Source organism: Microbacterium sp. NPDC058062 (assembly GCF_042885375.1).
In the GTDB taxonomy this organism is placed as follows: Bacteria; Actinomycetota; Actinomycetes; order Actinomycetales; family Microbacteriaceae; genus Microbacterium; species Microbacterium trichothecenolyticum_C.
Map to the genome: position 1 here is coordinate 60945 of NZ_JBHVSC010000003.1, position 19592 is coordinate 80536.

The following is a 19592-nucleotide window of genomic DNA, read 5'->3' on the forward strand; positions in this document are numbered from 1 at the left end:
CGGCCTACCGCGTCAGCGTCTCGCGCGCGACGGTGAAGTCCTCGAGCGCCACCAGGTCGATGTCGACGCCGAGCCCGTGGCCGATCGGCACGCGCACGTGACCGTCTTCGAGCACAGCGGGCTCGGTGACGATGTCGCGCGTGTAGAAGCGGCTCGACGCCGAGACGTCGCCCGGCAGCGTGAAGCCCGGAAGCGCGGCGAGGGCCGCGTTGGCGGCACGGCCGATGCCGGTCTCGAGCATGCCGCCGCACCACACCGGCACGCCGGCCGCCAGGCAGCGGTCGTGGATCTTCACCGCTTCGACGTACCCGCCGACCCGGCCGGCCTTGATGTTGATGACCGATGCCGAGCCCAGCGCGAGCGCGTCGGCCGCGGCCTTGTCGGACACGATGGACTCGTCGAGGCAGACGGGGGTGCGGAGACGGCGAGCCAGCGTCGCGTGGTCGACGAGGTCGTCCTCCTGCAGCGGCTGCTCGATGAGGAGCAGGTCGAAGCGGTCGAGTTCGGCGAGGGTGTCGGCATCCGCCATCGTGAAGGCGGAGTTCGCGTCGACCTGCAGCGGGATCGCGCCGAACGCATCGCGCACGGCGGCCGTGTCGCCGACATCGCGGCCGGGTTTGATCTTGATCTTGATGCGCACGTAGCCCTCGTCGAGGTAGCCGCGTACGGTCTCGACGAGCGCCGCGGGATCGCGCTGGATGCCGACCGACACCCCGCTCGGCACACGGTCGCGCACCGCCCCGGCGTACTCGGCGAAGCTGCGCCCCTCGGCACGAAGCGCCGCGTCGAGCACGGCGAGCTCGAGTCCGGCCTTGGCCATGCGGTGGCCCTTGAAAGGCTCGAGCACGCTCGCGACCTCCTCCGGTGCGAGGCGCTTTCGGTCGAGGAGTGCCGGCGCGAGGAAGCGCAGCGCGACGTCCCACGCGCCCTGCGTGTACTCGCTCGAGTACAGCGGATCGGCCTGCGTGACGACTTCGCCCCAGCCGTCGCCGTCAGCGGTGAGCGCCCGCACCACGATGACTTCACGCACCGTCTCGGTGCCGAACGACGTGGTGAACGGAGCGACGAGCGGCAGGTGCAGCACCCGCAGCTCGAATCCTTCGAGGGTGACGGATGCCGCCGGCCGGGCGATGGGCATGCGCTCAGCGTACGCCCGGCCGGCGACGGAGCGAGGCGGTCAGTGCGCGAAGCGCGCGGCCTGGGCGTCTCGGAGGACCGGGACGTACGTGGACCGGGCGACCCGCGGCCGCCGGCGACGCGGTTCTGCCGGCGCCGTGTGGTGCGCCGTTCTCCGCAGCGCGTCGCTCACAGCGACGATCAGGGTCTCGATGTGCTCGCGCATGATTCCTCCTCGTTCGTAGGAGAGGAGATGCTCGGGGCGGTGCTGATACAACACCCGTCGGGTCGCGAGGGCCAGCTCATCGTTGGCCAACTGATCGGCGAACGAACTGATCGGTACACCTGCGTACCCGTCCATGACCCCACGGTACGAGGGGGTTCCGACATCGGTGATGATCTCGCGGGCGCGCCGACGGCTCGGCGATCAGTCCCAGGTCAGGCGGGGAGCTCGGCGAAGGCGCGCACGGGGAAGGTGCCGAAGCCCTCGACGGCGGGCGGCGCCGCGGTGAACCGCGCGCCGCGAGGCGGCAGCGCCCCGAGGTTCGTGAGGTGCTCGACGACGTGCACGCCGGCGCCGAGCAGCAGCGAGTGCGCAGGCCGCTCGCCGCCCGACTCGGTGTCGTCGATGTTCACCGAGTCGATGCCGACGAGCACCGCCCCGGCGTCGATGAGCCACTGGGCGGCCTCGCCCGTGAGGAACGGCGCCCCGCCTCCGTACTCCGGCTGCCCGAACCAGCGGTCCCAGCCGGTGTGCAGCAGGACGGCCGCGCCACGCACGTCGCGATCGGCGAGCGTGGCGGAGCGGATGCCTCGGCGCGAGCCATCCCACGCGTCCTCGAGGTGGAACACCTCGGCGCGCAGGCCCACCAGCGACGACAGGTCGAGACCCGCCAGGTCGCTGCCGTGGGCGTAGCGGTGGAACGGCGAGTCGAGGTAGGTGCCGGTGTTGCCGATCATGTGGATGACGTCCATCGCGAACTCCGTGCCCGGCGCGTAGCGGGCGCGCGAGTCCTCGCGGGTGAGGTGGGGCGTGATCGTGGGCGCGGGAAGGCCGGGGTAGGTCACCAGCCCGGCGCGGATCGGGTGGCTGAGATCCACCACACGCGTTCCGCCGGCGGCCGGGGACGCGGCATCCACTCCCCTGCTGCCGCGGTGCGGCTCCTCGACGATGCGCAGGCCCCGCAGCTCCACCTCGTCGACGAGGGCCAGCCCGAGGTGCGCGATCAGGAGTCGCGCGATCTCGCCCTCCGTGGCATCCGCGCTCGGAAGGTCGAGCCGGAACCCCGTGCCGGCGAGGCCACCGCCGTTGGCGAAGCGGATGTCGAAGTCGAAGTGGGCGCGGTACTCGGGCATGCGGTCAGCGTAGGGGCGCAGCATCCGTCTCCCACGACTGGATCCGGAGAATGGCAGGCGACTCCCGTCAGACGGCAGGAATGCTCCGGCCCTCAGGGACGGACGAGCAGGTACCCGCGCGCGTCGTCGAAGCCGCCGATGACGAGGCCCTCGGCCAGGTGCCCGACGAGCTGGTCGCGCACGTGAGCGCGCCAGACCGCGGCATCCACCGGCGTCTCGCGGCGGAGGGTCTCGATGTCGTGCGGGATCTCGACCGACGCGACCACGCGCTCATCCTCGGGGGTGGGCACCGGCGGCGCGGCGAGCGCCCACGAGACCATGATGCGGTCGGTCTCGTCGCCGCGGTTGACGCCGTCGTCCATCGGTCCGTAGTGGTTCACGAGGTATTCGGTGACCCGCGTGCCGAGCACCCGGAGGTTGAAGTGGGCATTGCGGGCGACGAGGGGGTCGAAGGTCCAGGTGATGTGACCGACCCCGCGCGCGAGCGCCCACTCCTGCTGATGCCGTTTCAGCACGCGGCCGAGCCCCTGCGCCTGGTGGTCGGGGAGGACGCCGGTGATGTGGCTGTGCATCGAGCGCGCGGCGGGCTCCGCGAAGAAGGCGACGGATGCCCCGACCATGCGCTCCTCGTCGTACAGGCCGACGGCGTAGTTGCCGGCGTGGGCGAGCGCGCGCAGCAGGTTCGGCGGCATCCCGCCCCGGTCGCCGCCCCACACCTCGGCGAGCACGGCCGACGCGCGGTGGACCTCTTCGACGGTGTCGAGGAAGCGGATGTCGATGCCGGGCGGCGTCGCGGTCTCGGCCATGTGCTCACGGTACTCCGGCCGGGCATAGCCTGGAGGGATGGGCACGGGTGACGAGGACGCGAGAAGAAGACTCACCCGGATGCCTCGCCAGGGCGCCATCGTGGCGGTCCTGGCGATCGCGGGGCTCGCGTCCTCCTTCATGTTCACGCTCGTCGTGCCCATCCAGTCGAAGCTGCCCGAGCTGCTGAACGCGAGCCGCGACGACACCGCGTGGGTCGTGACCTCGACCCTTCTCGCTGCCGCGGTGATGACCCCGATCGCCGGACGTCTCGGCGACATGTACGGCAAGCGCCGCATCGTGCTCGTGCTGCTGGCGCTGCTGGTCGCCGGATCGGTGATCGCCGCCGCCTCCCCCGGCATCGTCGGCGTGATCATCGGCCGCACCCTCCAGGGCGCCGTGACCGGCGTGATCCCGCTCGGCATCTCGATCCTGCGCGACGTGCTGCATGAGGACCGTGTGGACTCGGCCATCGCCCTCATCAGTGCGACGCTCGGCGTGGGCGGTGCGCTGGGCTTGCCGATCAGCGCCTTCATCACCGAGCGCAGCGACTGGCACGTGCTGTTCTGGGTCGCGGCCGGCCTCGGCGCGATCGTGTTCGCCCTCGTGCTGTGGATCGTGCCGGTGAGCGCCCTGCGCACGGGCGGGAAGTTCGACTACCTCGGCGCGGCCGGTCTCGCGATCGGCCTCGTCGGCGTGCTGCTCGCGGTGTCGCGGGGCAACGAGTGGGGCTGGACCTCCCCCGTGGTGCTCGCCTGCGGCCTCGGCGGCCTCGCCGCGCTGCTGCTGTGGGGCTGGTACGAACTGCGCATCACGGACCCGCTGCTCGACCTCCGCGTCGCGGCGCGGCGCCCCGTGCTGCTCACCAACCTCGCCTCGATCGCGTTCGGCTTCTCGCTGTTCGCGTCGAACGTGATCTATCCGCAGATGCTCGAGCTGCCGACCGCGGCAGGCGGGTTCGGCCTGTCGCTCGTGGCAGCGAGCCTCATCGTGATGCCGGCCGGTCTCGTGATGATGGTGCTCTCGCCCTTCTCGGGACAACTCGCGCGCACGGTCGGCCCGAAGCTTCTCCTCGTCGTCGGCGCCATCTCGCTCGTCATCACCTACGGTTTCACCCTGCTGTTCGCGAGCGAGGTGTGGCAGATCCTCGTGGCGAACATCGGCATCGGCTTCGGCATCGGCTTCGGGTACGCGGCGATGCCGATGCTCATCATGCGATCGGTTCCGCAGTCCGAGACAGGCGCGTCGAACGGCCTCAACGCGCTGTTCCGCTCGCTCGGCACCAGCACCGCCGCCGCCGTGATCGGCGCGGTGCTCGCGACGTTCGCGGTCGAGGTCGACGGCGTCCCGGTGCCCGATCCGGCGGCGTTCCACATCTCGTTCCTGCTCGGCGGCGGGGCCGCGCTCGTCGCGCTGCTGGTCGCGCTGTTCATCCCGCGCCACCACGCGCCCCAGGAGCGGCATCCGTCCCTCCCGGAGTGACTCCCGAGCGCTGCACCTCAGCTGAGGAGCAGCACCTCGTCCTCAAATGAGGACCTGAGCCGAAATGCGGAGCGAACCCCGTCGAACGCTCCTCAACTCAGCGCAGGTCCTCAACTGAGGACCGACGTCTCGGCGACCGGGGCGAGCGGGCACGGGTCAGCCGCGCAGCCGCGCGAGCCTCGGAGAGCCCGGCGCGAGCCTCTCGGCGACGGCGACCGCCGAGAGGATCGCGCTCTCGTGGGAGTCGGCGTCGGCGGTGTAGAGCCCCGCGAGCGACACCCCGTGCCGCCCCTGCAGCGGGCGCAGCCGACTCTGCGCGTCGAAGTACTCGGTGTCGATGAGACCGTGCCGGTAGGTCGCGGTCGCGTAGAGCGGCTGGGGCAGCTCAGCGTCGTACGTCACCCAGCTCTTGAAGACATCGACCCCGCGCGAGGGGCTCCAGATCGACAGCGAGCTGTGCGCAGCATCCGTCCGCACGTTCACGACCGACCACGCGCGCTCGTCGCGCGGCATCAGCCGCCGGTCGCCGTGGATCGCGATCGTCGTGTCGAAGTACCCGAACCGCGCCAGCTGCGAGGTCACCTCGGCGAACTCCGGCAGCGGCGCGAGCAGGTCGTGCGCCGTGCGCGCGTCGCACGCGAACACGAGATGGTCGAACGGATGCTGCGCCCCGGCGAGCTCGACGAGCAGCGTGCCGTCGGCATCCCGCGTGACGGAATCGACCAGCGCGCCCGTGCGCAGGCTCGCGCGCTCGAGCGAGGCGACGAGGGCGTCGACGTAGACGCGGAGCCCGCCGGGGATCTCGCTCTGCTCGGGCGGCGTCAGCCCGCGCGGGAGGTTCGCACCCAGGTAGTACAGCGCGTTGTACGCGGCGAACCGGCGGAAGTCGGAGAGGTCGACGCACCAGAACGCGAGCAGCAGCGGGAAGAGGAAGTCGTCGACGAACGCCTTCGGCAGCCGCTCGCGCTCGACGTACTCGGCGATCGTCACGGTCGTGTCGTGCTCGGCGAGGAACGCGGGCAGGCGCGACAGGAACGCCCGGAAGCGCACCAGGTGGACGATCGCGCGCGGCGTGAGCGACGCCCACACCGGCCGGCCGCGCCGGAACGGCGGCATCGCGACCGGCCGCGTGCCGTCGATGCGCGAGACCGTCAGCGTCGCCGGATACGTCGTGCGCGGCACCTCGAGCTCGTCGAGCAGCCGGTTGAACGTCGCGTACGCGGCGCTGCACGCGAAGAACTGGAACCCGGCGTCGACGGCGAGCACGTGCCCGTCGACCTCGACGTCGACCGTGTGCGCGTGACCGCCGAGACGGTCGTCCTTCTCGAACAGCGTGACGTCGTGGTCCTGCTCGAGCAGCCATGCGGCCGCGAGTCCCGCGGCGCCACCGCCGATGATGCCGATCCGCATGTGCGCGCCGTTCTGTGAGCCCCCGCTCAGACTAGGGCGTCCGCACCAGGGGCTATCGCGCCGGTGCGCCCCGTCGCTAGCCTGACGTCAACCGGGGGCGACGGGAGCGGGCGATGGACGGGCGAGATCAGGGCTTCGAGGGGGACGACGCGACGCGGGGAGAACGCAAGCCCGAACAGGTACCGGTCGGGCCGCCCGACGGGGCCACGGCCGCCGCGGATGGCACCCGAACCGGCACCGTAGCCGCCGCGAGCGGAACGGATGCCGCCGGCACGACGGCGACTGAGGACGGCGCCGACCACGACACCCGGTTCTTCGGGCAGCCGTGGGCCCTCGCGCACATCTTCGGCGTGGAGATGTGGGAGCGCTTCAGCTTCTACGGCATGCAGGGCATCCTGCTCATCTACATGTACTACTCCGTCGCCGACGGGGGCCTGGGCATCCCGGAGGCGACGGCGACCGGCATCGTCGGTGCCTACGGCGGCACCGTGTACCTCTCGACGATCCTGGGCGCCTGGGTGGCCGACCGCCTGCTCGGCTCGGAACGCGTCCTGTTCTTCAGCGCGTGGGTCATCATGGCGGGCCACATCGCCCTCGCGCTGCTCCCGAGCGTGTGGGGGCTCGGCGTCGGCCTCATCCTCGTCGCCGTCGGCTCGGGCGGGCTGAAGGCCAACGCGACCGCCGTCGTCGGCACGCTGTACTCCCCGAAGGATCCGCGCCGCGACGCCGGGTTCTCCCTCTTCTATCTCGGCATCAACCTCGGCGCGTTCCTCGGCCCGCTCGTGACCGGGTTCCTGCAGAGCAACGTCGGGTTCCACTGGGGGTTCGGGGTCGCGGCGATCGGCATGGCGATCGGCCTCATCCAGTACTCGTTCGGACGCAAGCAGCTGCCGGCGTCGTCACGGGTGGTCGCGAACCCGCTCCCCTCGAACCGCCGGGGCATGATGATCGGCATCGGCATCGCGGGGCTGCTGCTCATCGTCGTGCTCGTGCTCACCGGGGTCATCCGCGCCGACAACCTCGCCGGCGTCGTGATCCTCGTCACCCTTGGCGCTGCCATCGCCTACTTCTGCGTGATCATCTCGTCGCGCGCGATCAGCGGCGACGACCGCTCGCGCGTCATCGGGTTCATCCCGCTCTTCATCGTCAACGTCGGCTTCTGGTCGCTGTACCAGCAGCAGTTCACGGTGCTGACGATCTACTCCGACAAGCAGCTGGACCGCACGATCTTCGGCTGGGAGATGCCGGTGTCGTGGGTGAACTCGATCAATCCCATCTTCGTCATCATCCTGTCGGGCGTCTTCGCCGCGATCTGGACGAAGCTCGGCAACCGCGCCCCGTCGGCACCCGTGAAGTTCTCGCTCGGCGCGATGATCATGGGCGTCGCGTTCCTGCTCTTCCTGCCGTGGGCGAACGGCGCCCCGAACTCGACGCCGCTCCTGGCCATCGTGATGATCCTCTTCGTGTTCACGATCGCCGAGCTGTTCATCTCCCCGCCGGGACTCTCGGTGACCACGAAGCTCGCACCCGAGCGCTTCCACACGCAGATGGTCGCGCTGTACTTCCTCTCGATCGCGCTCGGCACCGCGATCGCCGGCTGGCTGGCCCAGTTCTACGACCCGACGAACGAGATCCCGTACTTCACGCTCCTCGGCGGCATCGCCATCGTGCTGGGCCTCGCGCTTCTCGCCGCGGTCAAGCCGGTGCTGAAGCTGATGCGCGGGGTCCGATAGCCATCGAGTGGCGCGAGCGCCCGGACTCCAGCGCGAGCTCTCCGTGGGGCGCGACCAGCCGGGCGGTCACTCCGTACGGCACATCGACGGTCACGGATGCCGCGTCCCCGGCGACCGACCACTCCACCGCGAGCCGTCCGTATGGCGTTCCGACGTGCGCGCGCACCTCACTCATCCCGGCCCGGAAGTCGGGCGCGATGACCGCGGTGCGATAGCCGGGTGCGGTGGGGCGGATGCCGGCGACCCGGCGGTAGAGGAAGTCGTCGACGCTGCCCGGCGCATAGTGGTTGAAGGACATCGGGCGGATCTCGCCATCGGGTGAGATCGCGTCCCACGCCTCCCAGATCGTGGTGGCGCCACGATCGACCTGGTAGAGCCAGGACGGCATCTCGGACTGCCACAGCAGCGTGCGGGCGACGTCGGGGTGGCCGGAGTCGCACAGCACGTCGAGCAGGTACGGCGTCGACAGGAATCCGGTGTCGAGGCGGTTGCCGCGTGCGCGGATGAGCTCCACGAGGCGCGCCGCGGTGCGAGCGCGCAGCTCCGTGGGAATCATGTCGAACGCGAGCGCGACGACGTACACGCCCTGCAGCCGCACCGGCAGGTCACCGTGGGCGTCGACGTACTCCGCGGCGAAGGCCGCGCGCACCCGAGCGGCCCGATCGGCGAGGTGCGCAGCATCCGTCTCCCGCCCGAGGACCGCAGCGGCACGGGCGGCGATCGTGAGCGTGTTCGCCTGGAACATCGGCGCGAGATACTCCCCCGTGAGCGCCGGGGCGATGCCGATCGCCTCGTGCATCGGGCGCCCTTCCATCGTGCTCGGGGTCAGCCAGTCGCCGAACTGCGCGCCGGTGTTGTAGAGCAGCGCCTGCGCGTCCGCACGCACCTCATCGAGCGCGACTCCGGCGAGGGACGCCGGCAGCTCGGCGCGCGCGGTCGCCGTCTGGTAGTCGATCCACCGGAGCATCGCCCCGAAGTTCTCCTCGAGCACGCGGCGGTCACCGGTGCGCTCGTAGAGGGTCCACGGCACGATGGCGATCGCGTCGCTCCAGCCGGCGGCCGCGACGATCGCGCCGATCCCCTGCGCCTTCGCCGCTGCCTCGGCGTCGAACGGCGAGCGCGGCGAGAAGATCGGGATGCGGCCGTCCGGCAGCTGATCAGCGCGCAGGTTGTCGAGCCACCGCTCGAGGAACGGCACTACCTGCGCGTTGTTCGTCGCCGCTGCGACGAACGCCTGGATGTCGCCGGTCCAGCCCGCGCGCTCGCGCTGCGGGCAGTCGGTGGGCACCGACAGGAAGTTGCCGCGCTGACTCCAGACGACGTTCTGATGAAGCCGGTCGAGACGGGGATCGGATGCCTCGAACGAGCCGCTCTCTTCCAGATCGCTCGCCAGCACGACGGCGACGACATCGTCGGCCGACAGGTCCGTCGTCAGGCCGCTCACGCGCGCGTAGCGGAAGCCGTGGAACGTGAACTCCGGCTCCCACTCATCGGGTCCGCCGGCGGCGATGAAGACGTCGGTCTGCTCCTTGTTGATCCCGGCGATGTTCGCGAACCACGAGCCGTCCGCGGCGAGCGTCTCGGTGTGCTCGATCGCCACGCGCTGACCGGGGGCCGTGTCGCGCAGGCGGAGCCGCACGCGGCCGACGAGCACCTGCCCGAAGTCGACGATGGCCCCCTCGGCGGTCTCGACGACCGCGACCGGCGACACTTCGAGCACGCGGCGGACCGGCTCCCCACGCAGGGGCACGAGAGCGGCGTGGTCGCGGCCGGCGTCGGCCGCCGGCATCCATCCGCCGTCGTCGAAGCCGGGCAGGCTCCAACCTGTGGGCACGGCGCGCCGGTCGAATCGCTCGCCCACGAACAGGTCGGCGTACGCCCACGGGCCGGTGGCGCTGCGCACATCGGCGCCCGACGCGACGATCTGCGTCCTGCCGTCGGCGTAGTCGATGTGGAGCTGCCAGATCACCGACGTGCGCGTGCCGAATTGCGCGCTCGAGCCGGTCAGGCCGATCCTGCCCGCCCACCAGCCGTCGGCCAGCGCGACGCCGAGGACGTTCTCCCCCTCGACGAGAGCCGCCGTCACGTCCGCCGTCGAGAATGACACGCGATGCTCGTAGCTGTCGAAGCCCGGTGCGAGGACGTGGTCGTCGGAGCGCTCACCGTTGACGTACGCGGAGTACACGCCCCGGGCGGTGGCGAACAGCCGCGCCCGCACGGCACCCGGACCGACCTCGAACCGCTGGCGCAGCAGCTGCGCGGGACGCAGTCGCTCCTCGGGCGGCGAGTCGGGACCGAGTCCGCGGATCCAGTCGACGATGCTCCACCGCTCGACCACGGCATCCTGCTGAACGGGTTCGATCCAGGGCGCGACCCAGTCGGAGGCGTCCAGCAGAGAGGTCTCGAACGTCGAACCGGTCCAGTCCGACCACTCGCCCCCGAGGCCACGGCTGCGCACCCGCCAGGCATACGCCGCGTTCGAGATCAGCGATTCGCCGGCGTAGACGACGGGTGCGGCATCCGCGGTATCGATCTCGCCGCTCGCCCACACGACCTTGCCCGCGGTAGACACCTCGAGTTCGTACGCGGCCCGAACGTGGTCGACGAGCCACGAGAAGCGCGGGCTGCGCGTGCCGACGCCGATCGGGGCACGGAGGTACTCGACCCGGAGGTCGTGGGGTGCCGCTGTCATGGTCGATCCGACGTCAGTGGGCGGAGGTGAACCGCGTGGTCAGGGTGCCGATGCCCTCGATCTCGCTCACGAGCACGTCGGCAGGGCCGATGAACCGCGGCGGAGTGCGCCGGTTGCCGATGCCCGACGGGGTGCCCGAGAAGATGATGTCGCCCGGCAGCAGCGGGCAGACCGCCGACAGCCGCATCAGCAGCTCGGGGACGTCGTACAGCATCATCGACGTGCGCGAGGCCTGCATGCCCTCGCCCGACAGCGTGCACGAGATGGCGAGGTCGTCGCGATCGGCGAACTCGTCGGGGGTGACGAGCCACGGCCCGGTCGGGCCGAAGCCGGGGAAGGACTTGCCGAGGCTGAACTGCGGGGCCGAGCCCTGCAGCTGCGTGACCCGCTCCGACAGGTCCTGGCCGATGGTGAGCCCCGCGACGTGGTCCCACGCGTGCTCCCGGTCGACACGGTGCGCCTCACGGCCGATCACCACGACGAGCTCGACCTCCCAGTCGACGTGGCCGTCGGGAAGCTCCACGACGGCGTCCGGGCCGACGATCGACGACGGGAACTTCGTGAAGGTCACGGGCATGGAGTCCGGCGGGTATCCGGCCTCCGCGGCGTGCTCGGCGTAGTTCAACCCGATCGCGAACACCTGCCGCGGACGAGGAACGGGTGCGCCGAGTTCGGTCGCCTCGAAGGCGACGGATGCTGCGGCCGCAGCATCCGGAACCGCCGACGCCCATTCCGCGAACGCCTGCCAGTCGTCGAACAGCGCCTGCGGATCGGCGCCGAAGCGCCCGCCCGATGCCTGCTCGACGTCGACCGCGCGGTCGCCGGTGACGACGACCGCGCGACCAGCGAGGTTGGCGAGCCTCACCAGTCGACCCGCTGCGGGGCCGGCTCGCCGTAGCGGTCCTCCCAGCTGATGACCTTGTTGCGGAGCGTGCCGATGCCGGTGATCTCGGCCTCGATCTGGTCGCCGGGCTTCAGGTAGAAGTCGAACGGGTTCTCCTGGATCGCCGCGACGCCCGCGATCGTGCCGGTCGTGATGATGTCGCCGGCGCTGTACATCTGCGGTGAGTGGTAGGCCACCAGGTGCGGGAACCTGATGCGGGTCTGGTTCGTGTTGCCCTGCTGGCGCACCTCGCCGTTCACGCGCAGCTGCATCGGCAGCTCGTGCATGTCGGGCACCTCGTCGCGCGTGACGATCCACGGGCCGATCGGGCAGAACGTGTCGATCGCCTTCGAGAACGAGAAGACGCCCGACTCCATCTCCTTGCGCTGGATGTCGCGCGCCGAGATGTCGTTGAACACGGTGAAGCCCGCGATGTAGTCGTCCGCCTCGTCGGGCCCGAAGAACTTGCCGGACTTGCCGATGATGATGGCGAGCTCGAGCTCGTAGTCCATCTCCTTCGTGAGGTGGTCGGGGTAGACGATGTCGTCGTCGGGGCCGATGATCGCGTCGACGTTCTGGAAGAACACGATGCCCTTGTGCACGGGGTGCGACCAGTTGACGGCCTCGAGCTCGTTGTGGTGGTCGGCGAAGTTGCCCGCCGTGTGGAAGAACTTCTTGGGGCGGATCGGCGCCTCGAGCTTCACGTCGGCGTACGCCAGGCGCTCGCCGGTCTCGCGCACGTCGCCGCCGCGCTCGAAGTACTCACGGGTCGAGGGGACGTCGAGCTCGATGACGACGCCCTCCTCGAGTTCCAGCCGGCCGACGCGTCCGCCGTCGAAGGTGATGAGCTTCATGTGTTCTGTCTCCTAGATGTGTCGAAGGACGGTTCCTGAGCCTGTCGAAGGATCAGGCGCCGACCATGTTGAAGCCGCCGTCGGCGAGCATGTATCCGCCGGTCAGGTGCGCCGCCTCGTCGGTGGCGAGCCAGAGGCACGCGCCGGTCACGAACTCGGGGGGCGGGATGACGCCCATCGGCGTCTGCGACAGCAGCACCTCGCGGCGTCCGTTCTTCCAGTCCTCGCGATTCAGCAGACGCTCGGTCTCCATGAACCCGGGCGCGAACGTGTTGACGCGCACCGCCGGGGCGAAGGCCTTGGCGTAGGACTTCGTGATGCCGAGGATCGCGTACTTCGCCGCGGCGTACTGGGGCGCCCGCGCGGAGCCGCGCACGATCACCGTCGAACCGACCTGCACGATGTTGCCGTGGCCCTGCGCCAGCATCCGCTCGCCGAACTCGTGCGTCATGAGCAGCGTGCCCTTGACGTCGATGTCGATGACGGCGTCGAGGGCCTCCTGCGTGAGCTCGTCCCAGTTCATCTGCTCGCTCGAGACGTCGCCGACGTTGTTGACGAGCACGTCGAGGGTGCCGAATGCGGCCCACACCTCGTCGGCCATGCGCTTGATCCGATCCCACGAGCCGATGTCGGCCTGCACCAGGATGCCGTCGCTGCCGGCCTCGCGGATGCGCTCGAGGGTCGCTTCGGCACCCGCCTTCGACGAGCGGTAGTGAACGGCGACCTTCGCGCCCTCCTGTGCGGCGCGGACGGCGATCTCGGCGCCGAAACCGGTGCCGGCACCGGTGACGAGCACGGTCTTTCCGGCGAAGCGGGGGAAGATCTGGGGGTCGGTCATCGGGTTCTCCATTCGTCGAGCGCGCTCAGACGAGCGTGCGTCCGCCGTCGATGTACATGACATGACCGGTGACGAACCCGGCATGCCGTGAGGACAGGAAGAGCGCCGGGCCGGTGAGCTCGTCGGGCGTGCCGAGACGGCCGGCCGGGACGAGGCTCTCGAGATCCTTGCGCTTGCCGGGTTTGGCGAGCTCGCCCGCGGTGAGCGGCGTCTCGATGTAGCCCGGCGCCAGGGCGTTCACCGTGACCCCCGACGCGGCCCACTCGCGCGCCATGACCCGCAGGAGCTGGTTGATCCCGCCCTTCGAAGCCGCGTAAGGGCCGTGGGAGTGGTGGGCCAGCAGTCCGGAGACGCTCGACAGCGCGAGCACGCGGCCGTGGCCCTGCGCGACCATGTGGCGGCCGGCTGCCTGCGCCAGCCCGAAGAGGGACGACAGGTTGACCCGCAGGATGTGGTCCCACTCGTCCTCGGTGAACTCGAGGATCGGACGCCGGTCGTTGATGCCGACGGCATGGAGCAGCACGTCGAGGCCGCCCAACTCTTCGACGACGTCGGCCACGACCCGCTCCCCCGCGCCGTGCTCGGTGAGGTCGGCCTGGATCAGCGCGTACCGCGCCCCCGTCGCGTCGAGGTCGGCGCCGATCGCATCCAGCGCGCGCTGATCGCGGTCGACGACGGCGACGGATGCCCCGGCCTCGGCGTACGCCAGGGCGCACGCGCCGCCGATCCCGCCGGCTCCGGCGACGAGCACGCGCGCGCCATCGAGTCCGAGCCATGCGGCTTTGGCGGCGTGGAGGGTGTCTGCCATGACGTCTCTCGCAATCGAGTTCATTGGGTGAAAGCGACTTTCGTTGATTGAATGTAGGCTGATCCCAGCGATTCGTCAAATGGAGGAGACACATGCCGCCCCGCGTTCCCCCGCTCCGCCCCGAGGAGTTCTCGCCCGCGCAGGCCGATCTGTACGGCGCGATCGCCGGTGGGCCGCGCGCCCAGGGGACGCAGCACTTCGCGCTGACGAGGCCCGACGGTTCGCTCCGCGGCCCCTTCAACGCCCTCCTGCTCGCCCCCGACCTGGGCGGTGCGCTCCAGCAGGTCGGCTCCGCCATCCGTTACCGGGGTGCGCTCACCGATCGCGCGCGCGAGATCGCGATCCTGCTCGTGGCGGCCCACTGGGACAGCGCCTTCGAGCGCGAAGCCCACGAGGCGGTGGGCGCCGCTGCGGGGCTCGGCGACGCCGAGCTGACCGCGCTCCGTGCGGGCGACATCACGCCTTTCGACGGCGACGAAGGCCTCGTCGCCGCCGTCACCCTCCAGCTGGTCGGCGGCGATCTCGACGACGGACTCTGGGACGCGGCATCCGCCGCCCTCGGCGCAGCCGTCGTGTTCGAGCTCACGACGCTCGTCGGCTACTACGCCACCCTCGCCCTGCAGCTGCGCGTGTTCCGCGTCGCTGGCTGAGATTGCACGCCTCCGGACCGAGAGATACGGTTTCACACGATGAAAGCCGAAGAGACCCCGAGCGAGTCCGCCGAGAAGTCGCCGAGCCGCTATCGCATCGAGGCGCTCGCGAAAGGACTCGACGTCCTGCGGCTCTTCGACGAGTCCGTCACGTCGCTCAAGCTCCGCGACATCAGCGAGCGCACGGGCATCCCGATGCCGACCGCCTTCCGGGTGGTCGCGACCCTCGAAGAGGGCGGCTACCTCGAGCGCCTGGCCGACGGCGCCATCCGTCCGGGCGTCGCCGTGCTGCTGCTGGGCTCGGCCGCACTGCGCGGGTCGAGCCTCGTCCAGCTCAGCGAGCAGCCGCTGCGCCACCTCGCCGAGGAGTCCGGTGAGACCGTCAACCTCGGCGTGCTCGTCGGCGACCAGGTGCTGTACCTCGCGCGCCTGCGCAACTCGGACCTCGTGACCGCGAACATCCAGGTCGGGTCGACCCTGCCCGCCGCCTACACCTCGATGGGCAAGCTCCTGCTGGCCTACCTGAGCGACGCGGAGCTCGCCGCGGCGCTTGCCGCTCACGAGTTCGGGACGGATGCCGGGCCCAACGCCGCGACGTCGCTCGACGAGCTGCGCGAGCGCCTGGCCGTCATCCGCGAACAGGGCTATTCGCTGCAGGATCAGGAGGTCGCGGCCGGTCTGCGCTCGGTCTCGGTGCCCGTGTTCGGACGGGACGCTGCGAAGCCCGCCGCCGCGATCAACATCGCGGTGTCGACGCAGCGTCATGACCTCGCCTCGCTGCGCGGACCGATCCTCGATCGCCTGCGGGCGACGGCGGACGACATCTCGCGGCTCCTCCGCGCCACCTGATCGCCCGTCACACCGCCCGCGCGACGGCAACGGGTCGCGCGTGGGCGACGGCGCCCGCGAGCAGCCCGAGCGTCCTGTCGGCGGCCGTGTCGCCGACCTCGTTGAGGAAGCCGTGCATCGCGCCGCGCTCACGGACGAGCCTGACGTCGGCACCGGCGAGTGCGAGCTCCGCGGCGAACGCCTCACCCGATGCCCGCAAGCGGTCGCGGTCGGCGTTCACGATGAGCGTCGACGGCAGGCCGGCGAGGTCGTGTCCTCCGGGGAATGCGTAGCCCTCGTCGTCGGTCGCGCCCCCGAGATAATTCGCGTTGATCGCCTGGGTGGACTCGGGCGGGAACGTCAGGAACGGCGGCAGCCCTTCGAGCAGCGACTCGAGCTCCGCTCCCGCCGCCGGCAGCGGTGCATGCAGCACCGGGTAGACGAGGGCCAGAAGAGCGGGCACCGAGGTCGCTCGGTCGCGAAGCCGCATCGCAGCGCCTGTGGCCAGGTTGCCGCCCGCGCTCGCCCCGCCGAGCGACACGCGACCCGGGTCCGCACGGTACTCACCCGCGTTCGCGACGGCCCAGTCGAAGGCCGCGACGATCTGCAGCGACGCGACGGGGAACCTCGCCCGCGGCCCCGCGGCCTCTGCTGCGGCGCGGATCTCGTCGGGCGACGGGATGTCGAGGCCTGGCTCGGGCGGGCCGAGCGACTCCAGCGCATCGAGTGGCGCGAGCGTGTACTCGACCGAGACGACGGTGATGCCGCCGTCGCTGAGACGGCGACCGACGTGGTCGGCCTCCGGCATCTCGAGATCGCCGAACATGAAGGCTCCGCCGTGCAGCCAGACCAGCAGCGCGCCGTTCGGCTCGGCCGCGGGGTACACGCGCACGCGGAAGTCGTGCCCGCCGCCCGTGAGGGCGACGTCGTGGATCTCGGTCATCTGCATGTTCCTCTCATCGGGTGTGGATGCCGGGGGCCAGTGTCTCGTCGGCGCGACCGGGGATCCGCAGCACGGCCTCGGTGCCCGCCGGCACCTCGAGGCGCACGCGAAGCCCGTGCTCGGCATCCGCGTCCCAGCGAACGGCGACGTGGCCGTGCGGCGTCTCGAGGCTCGCCTGAGCCCACGTGAGCCCGCCGCCCGGCTGCGGTGCGACCAGGATGCGGCGGTAGCCCGCCTCGAGCGGCGCGATGCCCCCGATCGACCGGTGCATCCAGTCGGCGACGGCTCCGAACGCGTAGTGGTTGAAGCTCGTCATCTCGCCCGGGTTGACGCTGCCGTCGGGCAGCATCGAATCCCAGCGCTCCCAGATCGTGGTGGCGCCCATCGTCACGGGGTAGAGCCACGACGGCACCTCACGCTGCAGCAGCAGCGCGTACGCATCGTCGAGGTGGCCGGTCGCGGTCAGCGCGTCGAGGATGAACGGGGTCCCCGCGAATCCGGTGCTGATGCGGTGCCCCGCCTCGCGCGCGAGCGCCGCCAGCCGATCGCCGGCGCGGGGCACGTCGGCATCGTCGAGGATGCCGAACACGATCGCGAGCGCATAGGCCGTCGCGCTGTCGCTCTCGACGCGCCCGTCGTGAACGTACCGAGCGCGGAAGCCCGCACCGATGCGATCGCGCAGCGCGCGGAACTCCGCCGCGTCCGCCTCCTCGCCGAGCACCGTGGCCGCGTCGGCGGCCAGCGCGGCGCTGCGGAACGCGCTCGCGGTGGCGACGACCTCTGCCGGCGCCTTGGACTTGCCCGGGTCATCGGCGGGCGCGTCCGGGTCCAGCCAGTCCCCGAACTGGAACCCCGAGTCCCACGCACCGTCGGGTGCGAGCACCGCCTCGACGCTGCGCACGTGAGCGGCCATGAGGGGGTAGGCGTCGCGGAGCGTCTGCTCGTGGCCGTACGCGGTCCACAGCGACCAGGGCACCCACACCGCGGCGTCTCCCCAGACGGCGGTGGCGCCGGGTTCGGGGAATCCCGTCTCGAGGTGCTTCATGACGTTCGGCACCACGACGGGCACGGTCTTCAACGGCGTCGCCTGCCGCTCGAGCTCGGTGTCGATGAGCCAGTCCGCGAGGAAGCTCTCGACATCGCCGAGGAATGCCGCCGTCGGTGCGAAGACCGCGAGGTCACCCGTCCAGCCGAGGCGCTCGTCGCGCTGCGGGCAGTCCGTCGGCACGCTCAGAAAGTTGCCCTTCATCCCCCACGCCACGTTGCTGTGCAGCTGATTCAGGAGTGCGTCGGAGCACGCGAACGTCCCGATGGGGCGGATGTCGGATCCGACGACGACGGCGGTCAGCGCCTCGGGGTCGAGCTCGCCCGGCCAGCCGGTGATCTCCGCGTAGCGGAACCCGTGAAAGGTGAGCGTCGGCTCGAACACGTCGTCGCCGCCGCTGAGGACGAATCGGTCCGTCGCCTCTGCGCGCCGCAGCGGGCGTGTGCCGAGCTCGTCGCCTTCGAGCACCTCCGCATGACGAAGGACGATCTCGCTGCCGGCCGGACCCGAGACCCGCACCCGCACGAACCCGACGAGGTTCTGACCGAAGTCGACGAGGGTCCGGCCCGACGGCGAGGTCCAGACCCGTTCCACGGCCCGCTCACCCAGCCGCCGGACGGGCGGTGAGGTTCGGGGGACGAGGCGGCCCGGGTCGACATCGACCGCGTGCACGGCATCCCACTGCGCGTCGTCGAATCCCGGACGCTGCCAGGAGTCGTCCCGCAGGCGGGCGTCGATCGTCTCGCCGTTGTAGAGGTCGTCGGCGAGAACCTCGCCGGTTCCGGCGCGCCACGACTGGTCGGTGCCGACGCGCTGAACGTGACCGTCGGCGAAGCGGATCTCGAGCTCGGCGTACCCCGCGCGCTCGTCTCCGTACACCGCCCGCTGACCGGTGAAGCCGAGCCAGCCGCGGTACCAGCCGTTCCCGAGCCGCAGAGCGACGACGATCTGCTCGGCGACCGCCGTCGTGACATCGTGCTCGACGAGTCGGGTGCGCCACTCGTAGCTCGTCCATCCCGGTGCGAGCAGTTCGTCGGAGGACGGGATGCCGTTGACCCACGCCTCGACGATCCCCTGGGCCGACGTGCGCAGTGTCGCATGTTCCACCGTCCCGTGTCCGGCGTCGAGTGCGAACTCGCGACGCAGGAGGGGCGCCGCCTCGGTCGGATGATCGGGCGCGATCATCATGGCGTTCGTCATGCGTTCTCTCCCACTTCTGTGAGCTTCGCGACCAGGTCGCCGAACATGAGCCGGGTGTCGAGGGCGGTGAAGACGCGAACGGGCGGCGCACCGACGAGCAGGTCGCCGTAGGCGGCGTCTTCTCTGATCGCACGCCGTGGCTGCAGAGACGACGGCGACGACGACGGCTCGACGCGGAAGGGCCCGCGGAGGGCAGTCAGCAGGACGAGTGGGCTGTCGCCGAGGACGACCGTCTCGCCCCGGTTGAACCCGAGCATCTCGGACATCGTCGCCGTGAAGGTATCGAGGCATTCGACGAGATGTGCCGCGAGAGGTCCGAGCGGCGCGACGTGGCGGTGGAGCTCGGCCCAGGTGATGAGGCACTGCTCGTACGTCGTCTCGGGGACCTGCCAGATGGCCATCGAAGACGCGAAGACCACACCCGCGGCGACAGGGTCGATGGTCGTGTTGAACTCCGCCGGGCGGGACTCCTCCGCATGCGCGGGGTCATAGCCCGGGCCGCCGATCCAGACGAGCGTCACTCGATCCGCGATGCCGGGTTCGTGGAGATACGCCGTGGCGAGGTCCGTCAGCCCTCCGCCCGCACAGTAGAAGAGCGGCAGCGGATCATCGCGGAGCGCCTCCGCGATGATCGCCCGCGCCGCGTCGGTGAGCGGCGGCGTGACCCCGGCGCGCAAGCCGGTCTCGGCGCCGGCGAGAGCGCGTTCGGGGCGACCGAGCATCTCGACGATGCGATCGGCTGCGATCACCCCGCGCTCCACCACGCCCGGGTCGAATTCGGCGAACGAGTCAGGGATCTTCGATGCGACGATCAGGGCGACGTGCACCGAAGGGCTCAGCAGGTGATGCGCGAGCTGGAAGAGTCCGTCGGGATCTCCTCCGAAGTCGTTGTCGAGGATGACGCGAGCGCGCGGAGCGCCGGCATCGCCCGTTCGGGTGGGGTCTGTCAC

General features: G+C 70.8%; 17 protein-coding genes. 4 read left to right on the forward strand and 13 right to left on the reverse strand.

Features of this window, described 5'->3' with window-relative positions:
* Nucleotides 1-4 precede the first annotated feature (4 nt).
* The 4 genes from menC to ACFVSU_RS09525 all read right to left on the reverse strand — a co-directional run bounded on the left by menC (nucleotide 5) and on the right by ACFVSU_RS09525 (nucleotide 3278).
* A complete protein-coding gene (menC, locus tag ACFVSU_RS09510; RefSeq protein WP_387141480.1) occupies nucleotides 5-1138 on the reverse strand; it encodes an o-succinylbenzoate synthase in 1134 nt (377 codons plus the stop codon).
* A gap of 39 nt (nucleotides 1139-1177) precedes the next feature.
* Entirely contained in the window at nucleotides 1178-1342 is a 165-nt protein-coding gene (locus tag ACFVSU_RS09515; protein WP_387141482.1) for a hypothetical protein, read from the reverse strand.
* 212 nt (nucleotides 1343-1554) lie between these two features.
* Nucleotides 1555-2472: a cyclase family protein gene (locus tag ACFVSU_RS09520; protein ID WP_387141485.1), complete on the reverse strand. Its 918-nt coding sequence runs from the start codon at nucleotides 2470-2472 to the stop codon at nucleotides 1555-1557.
* Nucleotides 2473-2564: 92 nt separating this feature from the next.
* Entirely contained in the window at nucleotides 2565-3278 is a 714-nt protein-coding gene (locus ACFVSU_RS09525) for a GNAT family N-acetyltransferase (RefSeq protein WP_387141488.1), read from the reverse strand.
* 79 nt (nucleotides 3279-3357) lie between these two features.
* Between ACFVSU_RS09525 and ACFVSU_RS09530 the strand changes: the two genes are divergently transcribed.
* Nucleotides 3358-4758, forward strand: a complete 1401-nt coding sequence (locus ACFVSU_RS09530; protein WP_387141491.1) for an MFS transporter — start codon at nucleotides 3358-3360, stop codon at nucleotides 4756-4758.
* A 156-nt stretch (nucleotides 4759-4914) separates the two neighbouring features.
* Here the strand turns inward: ACFVSU_RS09530 and ACFVSU_RS09535 are convergent, their stop codons facing one another.
* Nucleotides 4915-6168 carry an FAD-dependent oxidoreductase gene (locus tag ACFVSU_RS09535; protein ID WP_387141494.1) on the reverse strand — a complete coding sequence of 418 codons (1254 nt, stop codon included), beginning with the start codon at nucleotides 6166-6168 and terminating at the stop codon, nucleotides 4915-4917.
* A 113-nt stretch (nucleotides 6169-6281) separates the two neighbouring features.
* Between ACFVSU_RS09535 and ACFVSU_RS09540 the strand changes: the two genes are divergently transcribed.
* Nucleotides 6282-7901: a peptide MFS transporter gene (locus tag ACFVSU_RS09540; protein ID WP_387141497.1), complete on the forward strand. Its 1620-nt coding sequence runs from the start codon at nucleotides 6282-6284 to the stop codon at nucleotides 7899-7901.
* Here the strand turns inward: ACFVSU_RS09540 and ACFVSU_RS09545 are convergent.
* The 5 genes from ACFVSU_RS09545 to ACFVSU_RS09565 are packed head-to-tail and all read right to left on the reverse strand — an operon-like array spanning nucleotide 7864 to nucleotide 13976.
* Nucleotides 7864-10593: a family 78 glycoside hydrolase catalytic domain gene (locus tag ACFVSU_RS09545; RefSeq protein WP_387141500.1), complete on the reverse strand. Its 2730-nt coding sequence runs from the start codon at nucleotides 10591-10593 to the stop codon at nucleotides 7864-7866. The genes ACFVSU_RS09540 and ACFVSU_RS09545 overlap by 38 nt on opposite strands.
* Before the next feature lie 13 nt (nucleotides 10594-10606).
* The gene (locus tag ACFVSU_RS09550; protein WP_387141503.1) at nucleotides 10607-11458 is read right to left on the reverse strand and encodes a fumarylacetoacetate hydrolase family protein; all 852 of its coding nucleotides are present in this window, start codon (nucleotides 11456-11458) and stop codon (nucleotides 10607-10609) included.
* Entirely contained in the window at nucleotides 11455-12330 is an 876-nt protein-coding gene (locus tag ACFVSU_RS09555) for a fumarylacetoacetate hydrolase family protein (protein ID WP_387141506.1), read from the reverse strand. The genes ACFVSU_RS09550 and ACFVSU_RS09555 overlap by 4 nt, the downstream gene beginning before the upstream one ends.
* A gap of 52 nt (nucleotides 12331-12382) precedes the next feature.
* The gene (locus ACFVSU_RS09560; protein WP_387141509.1) at nucleotides 12383-13168 is read right to left on the reverse strand and encodes an SDR family NAD(P)-dependent oxidoreductase; all 786 of its coding nucleotides are present in this window, start codon (nucleotides 13166-13168) and stop codon (nucleotides 12383-12385) included.
* Nucleotides 13169-13193: 25 nt separating this feature from the next.
* Nucleotides 13194-13976, reverse strand: a complete 783-nt coding sequence (locus tag ACFVSU_RS09565) for an SDR family NAD(P)-dependent oxidoreductase (protein ID WP_387141512.1) — start codon at nucleotides 13974-13976, stop codon at nucleotides 13194-13196.
* A 92-nt stretch (nucleotides 13977-14068) separates the two neighbouring features.
* Between ACFVSU_RS09565 and ACFVSU_RS09570 the strand changes: the two genes are divergently transcribed.
* Both ACFVSU_RS09570 and ACFVSU_RS09575 read left to right on the forward strand, forming a co-directional pair.
* A complete protein-coding gene (locus tag ACFVSU_RS09570; RefSeq protein WP_387141515.1) occupies nucleotides 14069-14626 on the forward strand; it encodes a carboxymuconolactone decarboxylase family protein in 558 nt (185 codons plus the stop codon).
* 39 nt (nucleotides 14627-14665) lie between these two features.
* Nucleotides 14666-15475 carry an IclR family transcriptional regulator gene (locus ACFVSU_RS09575; RefSeq protein ID WP_387141518.1) on the forward strand — a complete coding sequence of 270 codons (810 nt, stop codon included), beginning with the start codon at nucleotides 14666-14668 and terminating at the stop codon, nucleotides 15473-15475.
* A 7-nt stretch (nucleotides 15476-15482) separates the two neighbouring features.
* Here ACFVSU_RS09575 and ACFVSU_RS09580 read toward each other — a convergent pair whose 3' ends face one another.
* The 3 genes from ACFVSU_RS09580 to ACFVSU_RS09590 are packed head-to-tail and all read right to left on the reverse strand — an operon-like array spanning nucleotide 15483 to nucleotide 19592.
* The gene (locus ACFVSU_RS09580) at nucleotides 15483-16397 is read right to left on the reverse strand and encodes an alpha/beta hydrolase fold domain-containing protein (RefSeq protein WP_387141521.1); all 915 of its coding nucleotides are present in this window, start codon (nucleotides 16395-16397) and stop codon (nucleotides 15483-15485) included.
* Nucleotides 16398-16410: 13 nt separating this feature from the next.
* Nucleotides 16411-18642: a family 78 glycoside hydrolase catalytic domain gene (locus tag ACFVSU_RS09585; protein ID WP_387141524.1), complete on the reverse strand. Its 2232-nt coding sequence runs from the start codon at nucleotides 18640-18642 to the stop codon at nucleotides 16411-16413.
* Nucleotides 18639-19592: a nucleoside hydrolase gene (locus tag ACFVSU_RS09590; protein WP_387141527.1), complete on the reverse strand. Its 954-nt coding sequence runs from the start codon at nucleotides 19590-19592 to the stop codon at nucleotides 18639-18641. Before ACFVSU_RS09590 ends, ACFVSU_RS09585 begins: the two co-directional genes overlap by 4 nt.